General features: G+C 41.0%; 7 protein-coding genes. 4 read left to right on the top strand and 3 right to left on the bottom strand.

Going from position 1 to position 12,549, the window contains the following annotated elements:
• Window positions 1-89 precede the first annotated feature (89 nt).
• On the top strand, window positions 90-974 hold the full coding sequence (locus tag HUU81_RS01070) for an IS982 family transposase (protein WP_199610025.1): 885 nt from the start codon (window positions 90-92) through the stop codon (window positions 972-974).
• Window positions 975-1,116: 142 nt separating this feature from the next.
• Window positions 1,117-2,487: an IS4 family transposase gene (locus HUU81_RS01075; RefSeq protein WP_199610413.1), complete on the top strand. Its 1,371-nt coding sequence runs from the start codon at window positions 1,117-1,119 to the stop codon at window positions 2,485-2,487.
• Window positions 2,488-2,801: 314 nt separating this feature from the next.
• Here HUU81_RS01075 and HUU81_RS01080 read toward each other — a convergent pair whose 3' ends face one another.
• Window positions 2,802-5,708, bottom strand: a complete 2,907-nt coding sequence (locus HUU81_RS01080; RefSeq protein WP_199610415.1) for a TonB-dependent receptor domain-containing protein — start codon at window positions 5,706-5,708, stop codon at window positions 2,802-2,804.
• Window positions 5,709-6,282: 574 nt separating this feature from the next.
• Here HUU81_RS01080 and dnaB point away from each other — a divergent pair.
• Together dnaB and alr are read left to right on the top strand one after the other, a co-directional pair.
• Window positions 6,283-7,665, top strand: coding sequence for a replicative DNA helicase (dnaB, locus tag HUU81_RS01085; protein WP_199610417.1), 1,383 nt, complete (start codon window positions 6,283-6,285; stop codon window positions 7,663-7,665).
• A gap of 48 nt (window positions 7,666-7,713) precedes the next feature.
• Window positions 7,714-8,805 (top strand): alanine racemase, encoded by a 1,092-nt coding sequence (gene alr, locus HUU81_RS01090; protein WP_199610419.1) that lies wholly within the window; start codon window positions 7,714-7,716, stop codon window positions 8,803-8,805.
• Between the two features lie 55 nt (window positions 8,806-8,860).
• Here alr and HUU81_RS01095 read toward each other — a convergent pair whose 3' ends face one another.
• Window positions 8,861-9,358: a hypothetical protein gene (locus HUU81_RS01095; RefSeq protein ID WP_199610420.1), complete on the bottom strand. Its 498-nt coding sequence runs from the start codon at window positions 9,356-9,358 to the stop codon at window positions 8,861-8,863.
• A 653-nt stretch (window positions 9,359-10,011) separates the two neighbouring features.
• Window positions 10,012-12,501, bottom strand: a complete 2,490-nt coding sequence (locus tag HUU81_RS01100) for a winged helix-turn-helix domain-containing protein (RefSeq protein ID WP_199610422.1) — start codon at window positions 12,499-12,501, stop codon at window positions 10,012-10,014.
• Between the last annotated feature and the right edge of the window lie 48 nt (window positions 12,502-12,549).

Below are 12,549 nucleotides of genomic sequence, written 5' to 3' on the forward strand. Positions count from 1 at the left end.
GATAAGAATTTGAAAATTTAAGGAACTAAATGCCTGCTCCACGATCAGATCTTTCGACCAAAAAAGAAAGTGACCAAAAAGGAACAGGCATGAATAAATTAGTTGAACTCTTCTGTGATGTCGATGATTTTTGCAAAGTATTTATTCCCGAATGGGAAAAGCAATTGATTGCAGACGGCACACAAAAACGTAAGCGTCGAAGTAGATTGACGATGAGTGAAGTCATGACAATTATTATTGGCTTCCACATGTCCCATTACCGAGATTTTAAAAATTATTACACTGGTCATGTCAGTCGCTTTTGTCGAGAAGAATTTCCACATTTGCTTAGTTATACACGCTTTTTAGAGCTAATGCCGCGAACAATAGTGCCAATGTGTGCGTACTTCACCTCACTTAAAGGTAAGCCTACAGGCATTGAGTTCATTGACTCCACTACTTTAACCGTTTGTCATAATATTCGAATTCCCAGACATAAAACATTTAATGGTATAGCAAGGCGAGGGAAATCGACGATGGGCTGGTTTTATGGTTTCAAACTTCACCTTATCGTTAATTATCGGGGAGAGATCGTTGCAGCCAAAGTCACCACAGGCAACGTTCATGATACTAAACCAGTCGAAGAGCTAGCTGCTGGTTTGACAGATAAATTGTACGGAGATAAAGGTTATCTCAGCAAAGCACTGGAAGCTTCGTTGTTTGAAAAAGGGGTGACATTAATTACTACCGTTCGCAAGAATATGAAAGCCAAAGCGATGTCGTTATGGGACAGAGCGATGCTATCTAAGCGATTTATTATTGAAACTATTAATGACCAATTAAAGAATATCTCCCAAATTGAACACTCCAGACATCGCAGTATGAATGGTTTTATGTTGAACTTAATGGCAGGATTAGTGGCTTACTGCCTTAAAGACAATAAGCCAAGCCTTAATTTAACTGACTCAGAGCTTAATTCTATGATCGTGGCTTAAACCGATCTGGGGTTAGTTAAAAAAACCACCTATCTCGGGCTGTCTCTTATACACAAATCCCTGCTAAGTAATTAGCAGGGATTTTTTTGAACTAAATTAAACTTGCCAGATCAGATCTTCAAACATTAATTGGAGATAGTAAATGCTTGAGAACGCAACTGTTTGGGCAGAAAAACAATTTGGAAAAACGAACCTAGGGGACCCACGTAGAACGAATCGTTTGGTAAAGTTAGCAGCTACGATAGCTAACGAGCCAGGAAAACCTTTAGTGAATATCACTCAATCTCCCGCCGATATGGAAGGCGCTTACCGCTTCATTAGAAATGACCATGTTGAGCCTAATGCGATAGCCGATGCTGGCTTTCAAGCCACGGTTGAACAAGCGCAAGAGCATGAACTGCTGCTTGCTTTGGAAGATACCACCAATATAGTCTACAGCCATCGTTCTGTTCGAGATGATTTAGGTCATGTAAACCAAGGTAATCGGTACAGAGGAATGCTAGCGCATAGTATTCTACTATTTGCGCCACAATCATCTAAGATTGTCGGTTTAATCGAACAGTCTAGATGGACAAGGGACATCACAACAAGAGGCAAGCGGCGTTTACATGCTCAAACGCCGTATCAGGAGAAGGAAGGATACAAATGGGAATCCGCTTCACGAAACATGGCTGATAGATTACAAAGTAAGATGTTGGATGTTATTTCTGTTTGTGATAGAGAAGCTGATATTTACGAATACCTCGAGTACAAACTCGACTCTCAGCAACGGTTTATAGTGCGCTCAATGCAGAGTCGCCACATTGAAGAAGGCGAAAATAAACTCTATGCCTTCGCTTCAGAATTACAAAGCGCAGGTCAAAAGCAAGTTCATATAGCGCAGAAAGGCGGCAGAAAAGCGCGATGTGCAACACTTGATATTGTCTTTACACCAGTGACCTTAAAGGTGCCGAGCAATAAACAAGGAAAATCATTACCTGTTTATTATGTGGGGTGCAGCGAGCGTGAAAACCCAGACAGCGAATTAAATTGGCATCTGTTGACCAATGAACCAGTCCACAGTAAAGAAGATGCATTGAAAGTTGTCAGTCACTATGAGTACCGCTGGTTAGTCGAGGAATATCATAAAGTTTGGAAAAGTGACGGTACAGATATCGAAAGCTTAAGGCTACAAAGTAAAGACAATGTGGAACGACTGGTGACCATAAACGGTTTCGTTGCGACAAGAATACTTCAACTCAAATTCACCAATGAACAAGGGCACGCTAGTTGCGAACAAGTACTGTCGCCAACAGCGTGGAAGTTATTATGGTTAAAGCGAATGAAAAGCCAACTGCCAGACAGCGTACCTAATATGTCATGGGCTTATCAAGAGTTGGCTAAATTAGGTGGCTGGAAAGATGCCAAACGCACGGGCCGTGCTTCAGTTAAGGTGTTATGGCAAGGATGGTTCAAATTGCAAACCATCCTTGAAGGTTATGAGCTAGCTAAGTCTCTAGAGTCTAACTTGTGATCAAGAGACAGCCTATCTCGGGTGGTTTTTTTATGCCTGTCTTCATTATAGCCTTTGGGAGTGTGTTGGAGTGCTTCTTGGCAAACCATATACCTATTGCTCATCAATCGATTGACCCCCTGATCATTGCTGTTTAAGGCCATAGATAAAAAGGTGATGTAGCCATCCTACGAGCATCTGAGCTAGCATTCAAAGCATTATCAATTGAGGCCAAAGTAGCCTCATTTCAGTTTATATAACTTGGTAAGTGATATTACAGGCAATAAAAAACCAGCCATAAGGCTGGTTTTTTTGATGAGGGATAAATCTATCAATTAAAGAGAGATTTTAACACCTGCGTATACTTTACGACCCATTAGGTCATACATTGCATTTGTAACATAGCCAGGAGGTAACTTATCAAACACATTACGAATACCCATGTTAAATGATGCATTGTCGTTCAGCTCATAGTTCATAGACAGGTCATGAGTAGTAATTGAGCCAATGTGACCTGGATTAAGATCTTCTGGGCTACCGCCACCTGGAGACACGTCGTACGTTACTACACGATCGATATAACGAGTTGTCCAGCCAAACGCTAACTGGTCAATCTTATAGTCAGCACTTAAACGTAGTTGCAATTTAGGGTCGCCAACCTCGCCTTCTTCAACATTAATTTCATCAGGACGGTCTTGGAATTCAAACTGCTCTAGCTCAAGTAGTTTATTTGCTAAGAAATTAACTTTAAACTCACCAGCATAATCCATCACTTGCATTGGCATAGTGTGTAACACTTGTAGCTCAAGGCCGCGTGTTGTATATGCTGACGCGTTTAAGTAACCAGAACGAACCAGTTCGATATCAAAGTTAGCATTACGATCAATTTGTGAACAATATCCTGCATCAGGACCACCAGTTGCATCTACACAGTTATCAGCAATATCTTGTGCAGCAACTTCAATAATCGCATCTTCAATTTCAATATCGTAATAATCTAGTGTAATAGAGAAATCTTCAATAAACGATGGTGTCCATACGATACCAGCAGTTAAAGAAGTTGACTCTTCAGGATTAAGCTCAGAGTTACCGCCAGATAATGTATCAACACTTACGTTGTCGTTAGCTTCAAAGCCATCAGGCATGCCTAGTGCTTTACAGTTAGCTGCGCGATCTGGATCGTCAGGTATGTTGTCTGCATCACATGGATCTGATACTCGTGCAAAGCCTGGAGATAGTGGACTAAATGCTTCTGAAATATTTGGTGCACGTACTGCTTGGCCGTATGTACCACGAATTCTGAAGTCATCAATAGGCGCATACATTAAGCCTATTTTCCATGCATCCGTTTCACCAGCATGTGAGTAATCAGCTGTACGGTATGCAGCATCAAGTGTTAGTTCTTCAATACCTGTAAGACCAGCAAATAATGGAAGGCTTATTTCAATGTAGCTTTCTGTTACATCGTACGCACCAAATTCATCAGGTGTAGCAGCACTTGTTAAGAATCCAGCTTTCGTGAATTCATCAGTTGTAATTTCTGACTCTTCTTCACGATACTCAAAACCAGCAGCAATCGCAATTGGGCCACCTTGTAAGTCGAAAAACTCACTTGTGTCAGTAACAAAAGAAGCACCGATGATTTCTTGAGAAATTCTGTCTTGGCGAGTTACGTCAGCAGATACCCAATCACGTGCAGCTTCAGATGCTTGACCGAAACCAAATGGATTATATGCAACACAGTCACCACCATTTACACTGGCAGGGTCGGTATAGTCTTCGCCTTGTGCACTTGCTACTTGACTACGACAAGCCGCTTCACCTGTTTCTGGATCAATCACTGAGTCTAATGCAGCTGTGAAGTTTCCAGGTAGTAAATCATTTAGCGTTTTACGGCGGTTACGAGTTTCACCATAAACATAATACACTTCATAATCAAAGTCAGTTTCACTTAACGTGAAATCGCCTTCTAATGCTGCTGTGTAACGGAATAATTCACGGCGGTTATCAGCTGAACGGTTACCTAGCTCATCAAAGAATTTAGCCATTGTAACGTTAGTCTGACCTGCATCTAAAAGCACTTCTCTTAAAGAGTCGTCAAGGAATGCGTTATCTTCTACATTTACAGAGATATTACCGAAACGGAATGACGGCTGATATTGCTGTTCGATATCAGAGCGAGCGTATTTAAAGTCACTGACGAACGTTAAGTTATCTGTTAATTGATAGTTGAAGCTTGAACCAACAGAGATGCGCTCGATACCTGGTAGAAAGTTTTCATAATCTTCAGTATTGAAACATGAGTCACAGCCATTTGGGAAAGAACCGAATGCGAAGCTGTTTGACTGGTCGCGCTCTACTTGAACAAATGGATTACCATCGTTATCAAATGTATAACGACCTGCACCACCACCAAATGGGTTTAATACGCCATAGGCGTTGATCATTTCAGAGTAAACACGTGGTACACGTAGTCTGTCAGGGATGCCATCTTCTTCACCTTGGCTATCAGGGTTAGCAACAGTGCCCCAACCATCGAACTGACGAATATCTTCTGACATCACTTCTTTAGTGCGCTCAATACCAGCGAAGAAAGTTACATTACCTTTACCGTTAGATAAGTCAGCACCCGCTAGGAAAGTAATACCATGGTTACGTGAGCCAACACCTTCTGTAGAACTTGTACCGCTTACATTTAACTCGAAACCTTCGTAGTCATCTTTTAAGATAACATTCACAACACCTGATACAGCGTCAGAACCATAAATTGCTGATGCACCACCAGTAATTACTTCAACGCGTTTAATTAGGCTAGTAGGAATAGTCGTTAAGTCAACTTGAGCAGAACCTGGTACACCGGCAACATGGCGCTTACCGTTAACTAGTACTAAGGTACGGTTAGAGCCTAAGCGACGTAAATCAGGAGAACTGATACCAGCAAATGCATTACTGTTGTTATTACCAACAAGAGTGTCAGTTGCGCCGATTGCTGGTAATTCACTTAATAAGCTACCTAGGTCAGTAAGACCAAACTTAGCAATATCTTGCTCGTCTAATGAAATAACAGGAGTAGGCTGAGATAATTCTGCACGTGCAATACGAGAACCCGTTACTTCAACTCTTTCGATTTCTTGTCCTTCAGTTGATTCTTCAGCAGCTAATGCTGAAAACGCTGGCAACGTCATTGAGCCAGCAAGTAAAGCAAATTGAACTGCTTTACTTACTTTAGTCTTATAGATCATTTTTTTTCCTAATCCCGGAGTTAACTTTAACTAAATATATTTACTTAAAACTTATTATAATTTTGTCTTAATTTATCTTTGGGCAGTGAAATTAAGGAATGCCAATATATCACTGGTTTTGAAAATCTCAACAGTGAAAAGTGGGCTTTTAAATCTCATTTGTTTACATTTATTAAACAGTTTTTGGTTGTTTTTTATCTGTGATAGTACTTTTTTCCTTGTTTTATTGGGTGTTTGTGATTTTTAAATGTTAACAAAAAAGGTTTCTGAATAATTATATCTGTAAGAAAATGTGTACAAATATACATTTTATCGGTAATGACGCGGGTATTTGTATTTTGAACTTTTTAATATTTAGTGCTTATTTTTCATTTTTCAGTCATTTTGGTTGTTTATAGCGCAATAGGAAATGGCGACTAGACGCTTTTTCTTTTCTTCACTCTTTTATAGTGATTTAAATAGTTAGATAATGCTCAGCAATGCATTTTGGGTTAAGAAATTCATTGTGCTTGATAATTTAACGTACTGTGCTGTTATTTAAAGTACGGCGCATGTCCATTAGGTGTTTAAAAGCATGGCGAAAAAAGAAAGAGACATTGAGTCTTTAAAAGTTCCTCCAAATTCGTTGGAAGCTGAGCAGTCTGTCTTAGGCGGTCTTATGCTGAACAATGAAGCGTGGGATATTGTTGCGGGTACTGTGGTTGCGAAAGATTTTTATTCTTTAGCACACAAAACTGCTTTTTCTGCGATGGAACGCTTAATGGCAACGAATCAGCCATTAGATTTGATCACGGTTACGGAAGAGTTAGAGAAAAATAACGATCTAGAAAAGGCCGGTGGTTTTGGGTATTTAGGTGAAATAGCGAAAAATACACCTAGTGCTGCGAATGTAAGGGCCTATGCTGAGATTGTTCGTGATAAAGCGATTATTCGTGAACTGCTGGGGGCCGTAAATGATATTTCTAATACGTGTTTTCAACCTGAAGGCCGATCTGCAACTGAATTACTAGACTTTGCTGAAAGCAAGGTATTTAAAATTGCTGAGCAACGCTCTAAATCTGATGAAGGGCCTGAGTCAGTTTTAAAAATTCTTGAGAAAACCGTTGATAAAATAGAAGAACTAATGCGTTTACCGCAAGACGGTGTGACAGGGGTGTCTACAGGTTACACTGACTTAGACAAGATGACTGCAGGATTACAGTCATCTGATTTAGTTATTGTTGCCGCGCGTCCTTCAATGGGTAAAACAACGTTTGCGATGAACTTGTGTGAAAACGCAGCACTAACGCAAGACAAACCAGTGCTCATTTTCTCACTAGAAATGCCGTCAGAACAAATCATGATGCGTATGTTGGCGTCATTAGGTCGTATTGACCAAACAAAAGTACGTACCGGTGCCTTGGATGATGAAGATTGGGCAAGGTTGTCTTCAACCATGGGCCTTATGTCAGAAAAAGCGAAAATGTATATCGATGATTCGGCGGGCTTAACACCTACTGAAGTTCGCTCGCGTGCACGCAGAGTGGCACGAGATCATGGTGGTATCAGCATGATCATGGTCGACTACTTGCAGTTAATGAAAGTGCCTGAGTTTTCAGAAAATAGAACATTAGAAATTGCAGAAATTTCGCGTTCATTAAAAGCCTTAGCCAAAGAATTAGAATGCCCAGTCGTGGCGCTGTCGCAGCTAAACCGTTCATTGGAGCAACGAGCGGATAAGCGCCCGGTTAACTCGGATTTACGTGAATCAGGCTCAATCGAGCAAGACGCCGACTTAATTATGTTTATTTATCGTGACGAGGTATATCACGATACGACAGAAGAAAACCGCAACGTCGCTGAAATTATAATTGGTAAGCAACGTAATGGGCCTATTGGAAAATTGCCGCTGACTTTCCAAGGCAAGTTCTCGCGTTTTGATAATTACGCGGGTAACTCATTCGACTATGGTGAATAAGGTGACAGGTGAATAAGCGGTGATAGTAATATTAAGAGTGCCACAGGTTTGATTTCTGCAACGGCCGAAATTAGCGTTAGTGCACTGCAGCATAATTTAGCTCGTGTTAGAGCATTCGCGCCGCATTCGCAAGTACTGGCGGTACTTAAAGCGAATGCCTATGGCCACGGTATGAGCCGTACGGCAAAGCATTTAGATAATGCAGATGCCTTTGGCGTGGCGCGTATTGGTGAGGCGTTAAGATTACGCGAGCAGGGCATTACTAAGTCTGTGGTATTGATGGAAGGCTTTTTTGAGGCTGAAGAAGTTTACGACTTAGTTGAGTATGGCTTTGAAACCGTGGTGCAAAACCAACATCAATTAGATGCCATAGTATATAGTAAGCTAAGAAAACCGATAAAAGTCTGGCTAAAGATTGATACGGGTATGCATCGGTTAGGCATTGAACCCGAACAGTTTGAGCACTTTTATCGTACATTGGTAAACAGCCCTAACGTTCTTAAGCCTATTGTGGTGATGAGCCACTTCGCTTGTGCTGATGAACATGACAATCCGTTTAATCAGCAACAGATGCAGGTGTTTGATGGCTGTATGGCTGATACAACCCACAGTGCTGCACCACCATTGCTGTCGTTAGCAAATTCTGCTGCTGTTGTTAACTATCCAAGCTCACATCACAACTGGGTGAGGCCGGGAATTATGCTTTATGGCATTTCGCCTGTGGCAGAGCATATTGGACAAAAATATGGTTTGCAGCCAGCGATGGCGATGAAGTCCAAGCTGATTGCCGTGCGTAAAATAAAAAAAGATGAAGCGGTTGGCTATGGCTCTGCGTGGCGAAGCCATGATGAAACTTTTATTGGCGTGGTGGCAATAGGTTATGGAGATGGCTATCCGCGCCATGCCCCCAATGGCACACCAGTATTGGTTAACGGTCGACAAGTGCCTTTAGTGGGGCGAGTGTCGATGGATATGATCACGGTTGATTTAGGCAAGCAAAGCCACGACAAAATTGGTGATGAAGTTTTACTCTGGGGGGCGGAATTGCCAATAGAGGTTGTTGCGGAAAAAGCAGGAACGATTGCATATCAACTGATTTGTAACATCACCCGTAGGGTGAATCTACATTATGTAGACTAATATGCAGTTTGCAATGCATTCCCGCTTGTACAACGCTAAATTGTTGCTGTTGAAATTACGCTAACTGATTAAACAACTGCCCGCTGACCACTGCATCTTTATCTAGCGATTCTTGTGTAATAAATCTATCCGTAACATTGTTGGTTGTATTCAGTGTTTCGTTTCCAACTGGTCGCGCCTCTTGCCTATCAATCAAATTAGATAAAGTACGTTGAGCGCCTTCTGTTTCAGCCGTTTCTACCGCGATAACTGCTTGCACATTTCGTGGCGTAAGTCCGGGATTAACTAAATTACTATCAGCCTCACCACTTACAAACCGAAACGTTGGGTCGGGATCACCCTGATTAATCCCCGGTGTGGCGTTGGGATCGTTTGTCGTGTTGTCAGCCACTTTTACTGCAAAACGTTCCTGATCGATTCGTGCATTAATCGGGCTAGGATTATTCTCATCAGCGCCTACCACTTCATTTGGCCTGCGTACTGCAATACGTGTATCGTTTGGGAGTGATGTCGACGTCCTCAGGTCTGGCACACCAGCTGCTATATCCACCATTGCTTTACCCTCATCTTAAATGGCAATGCGGTTCATACCCTTATACATCTAACTACTTCGAGTATTCGTCTCGCGTTATATGCTACATGAAACTCTACGTGCAATAAGTATAGTAGAAATTTAACTAATGTGAGCATTGAGTAAGATCAGGATCGTTTTTTTAGTAATGATTGTGGCTTAAATGTACTCAAGTTGTTGAATCGGCATGCAATGTAATCCGTGGAGAAAAAAGGGAGGTTAAATTCAGTACAAGATTAGCTACTAGTCAGTTTGTTTTCTAATAATATTCAGGTGCAAATTGAGTAACAGCGTTAAGCTTGAACATACCAATTATGGTAATGGTATGTAGCATAGGGAAATAAAATGGACAGGTTAATTAGCCGTATTTATATACACAATATATTAGCGGTGTTTTCAAGGATAGGAGCACACAAGGAACAAATTAAGATCGGGCTGATAGTTTTATCCATAGTGACTATATTACTTCATGTTTCGATACTAAATACGCGTACAGGGATAAGTACAAGTGGTCATGCGAATTTAGTGAATAATAATCAAAATTATGCTTATGTTATTTATAGTGACTGTATGATGTGGACGTACTTTTCGAAAACAGAGCCTGTGAATGTGAAATTGACGCCAGAGTGTAAGACTTAAAAACCATTCATTGTATTGGCAGACGGTGCCAAATTAAATGGCATCGTCTGGTTTTTTCTTTGTTGATTCAGTAAGCGGCGGGTGTGGGCATCACTTTTGTTTTTAACCGCTAATAAAGCTGCGTAGTCAGGATGGCTTTTTAGTTCATTTAAAAAAGGACTCTGTGAAGTGAAAAACATGGGACGTTCGTAAGGTTCAGCATATGCAATGGGTTTAGTGTGAGTGTACAGCTTACTTAGTAGTTGAATGGCTTGTTGCTGCTGTCCTAACATTGTTAATGCTTGCGCTTTATTAAACTTCATCGCAAGTGGCTGATAAGCTTGTTTATCAATATCGCGGATAAACTGATTTAAGAGCTGTGTTGCACGTTGATGGTTACCTTTTTGCTCAGCAAATAGCGCAGCAAAAAGTGGACGGTGATTAGCATTAATATAAGAGAGCGCATTATCAGCTAAGGGTTGTAGGTGTGTTACTCGACTTTGCGGTGCTAACGCAACAGTTGCAACTAAAATAGGGCTGATGAAAGGCAGCGCTAGATCGTCCTCATTAATGGTTTCAAGCATGATTACAGCACTATTTATATCACCCGCATAAAGTGCTTTCATAATAATCATAGGCTTGGCTAATGCAGGTGAAAGAATACCGATTAGATCGAGTATTTGATGAATGCTTTCAATATCTTCCACCGCGGTATAAATATCGAGCAGGCGATCCCAGCAGTTTAAATATTGTAAATCTTTAGTGAGGCACGTATGTACTAATTGATCGGCAGCTAAAATTTCACCTTGATGAAATTTAACTAAGGCTAAGCCTTCATAGCCGCCAGCCATTTCTGGCACAAGTTTGATAATTTTTTTACTGGTTTGTTCAGCGAGTTGAAATTGTCCAATTCTGACATACGTAGAGATGAGTACGCTATGTAATGCATGGGATAGCGGATCAAACTCAACCGCTTTGTTTAATAAACGAATGGCAGTAGTGTAATCGCGCATATCGCGGCTAAGAGCGCCGTACCAAAAGAGAGAGTCGTAGTGGTTTGGGTTAAGGCTCAATGCTTTTTTAAAATATTTAATGGCAGCGGGAGCATCAGTATTTTTTTTAACAAGGTACTTTGGTTTCATCAAAAAGCCATGCGCAAACCAGTAGTCGGGATTGTTCTGGCTATTTGGCTCGGCAATAGCCAAGTGCTGTTTTGCGCGAATAAACGCACTGTCGTGAGAAATTAACCCCCACGCTGCCATTTTGGTGAGTACATTGGCAAGGGCAATATGGGCATCAACAAAATCATTATCAATGCTTATTGCTTCTTCAAAATGCTTTCTTGCACTGAAAAGTAATCGAATATTAAAGCTATTAAACTTTTGCTTGCCAGAAATATACTCGGCATAGGCGTGAGGGTCTGGCGTTGGGCTACTTGAATCAACTGCACTCGGTTGCGTTGTATGTTCAGCTAATTGATTCGTTTTACTCTTATCTCGCTTATAGCCAACCTGTTCAACAACGTGTTGCGCAATAACATGTTGAATGTTATGTAAGTTATCAATATTAAAATCAAATAATTGCGACCACTCATGATAGCCTGTTTGAGTGTTGATAAGCTGAATTGCTACGCTAACATTGCCACTATTACTTCGAATGCTGCCGTCTAATACATAATGAACGTTTAGGATGTCGCCAATATCCTGAACCGTATTGGGGTTATCTTTAAAGTAGAATGACGATGTTCGTGCGGCTACTTTTAATTGCGGGAAACGTATTAGTTCATTTAATACCTCTTCAGCAAGTCCGTCGCCTAAAATATCTAGTTCTTCATTATTGGTAAAATTTTCAAAGGGCAGTACTGCAATAGACGTAGGCGGTGCTGAGGTTTCATGTGAACTACTTTTCCACAAAATATCAAAGGGAATTAGCCAAATAATAAAAAACACACCCATTATGCTGGCTAATATTAAGGTGTTGCGAAGCGTATTAGTGCGGTAGGTGCTATGGCTTTCATCATTTTGTTCTGAATTAAGATCGCTCGCCTCTATTTCAGGCGCGAGTTGTTTAGTATAGCCGTCAGTTTGTTTATCATTATTGTCAATATTTGGCTTATCAATATTAACAGCGTGGGCTTGTGATGACAGGGTTGTAATACTATCAGTGGAATGAGTGGGCGAATCTATTATGCTATTTGAGACTGGCTGACAAAGCCGATAACCACGCTTTGGAATAGTCTCGATATACTGTACACCACTGTTTTTAGATTGCCCCAGTAATTTGCGTAAATTAGAGATCGCACGAAATAAAGATTCATCCGCTCCATATCTACCCGGCCATAATGCTTCTAGCAACTCGTCGTGACTAATCACTTGGTCAGGATGATCCATAAAAAACAGCAATAAATCCATTTGTTTAGGAGGTAAGTGTTTAGGATCTCCCTCTATCCATATTTGGTTGGTACTAGGATCAACCTGCACGTTGCCAATGGAACGCAATTCAGGCATTGAGGTGTGCCTCGCTCGTTCACCGAATGATTGACGTTAACGTGGTGT

It is taken from the genome of Flocculibacter collagenilyticus, assembly GCF_016469335.1.
Lineage (GTDB): Bacteria > Pseudomonadota > Gammaproteobacteria > Enterobacterales > Alteromonadaceae > Flocculibacter > Flocculibacter collagenilyticus.

Excerpts from the sequence above, each read along its gene's own strand:
- dnaB (WP_199610417.1), top strand. The coding sequence starts at position 6,283 with ATGGCGAAAAAAGAAAGAGACATTGAGTCTTTAAAAGTTCCTCCAAAT.
- HUU81_RS01100 (WP_199610422.1), bottom strand. The coding sequence starts at position 12,501 with ATGCCTGAATTGCGTTCCATTGGCAACGTGCAGGTTGATCCTAGTACC.
- HUU81_RS01070 (WP_199610025.1), top strand. The coding sequence starts at position 90 with ATGAATAAATTAGTTGAACTCTTCTGTGATGTCGATGATTTTTGCAAA.
- HUU81_RS01080 (WP_199610415.1), bottom strand. The coding sequence starts at position 5,708 with ATGATCTATAAGACTAAAGTAAGTAAAGCAGTTCAATTTGCTTTACTT.
- HUU81_RS01075 (WP_199610413.1), top strand. The coding sequence starts at position 1,117 with ATGCTTGAGAACGCAACTGTTTGGGCAGAAAAACAATTTGGAAAAACG.
- HUU81_RS01095 (WP_199610420.1), bottom strand. The coding sequence starts at position 9,358 with ATGGTGGATATAGCAGCTGGTGTGCCAGACCTGAGGACGTCGACATCA.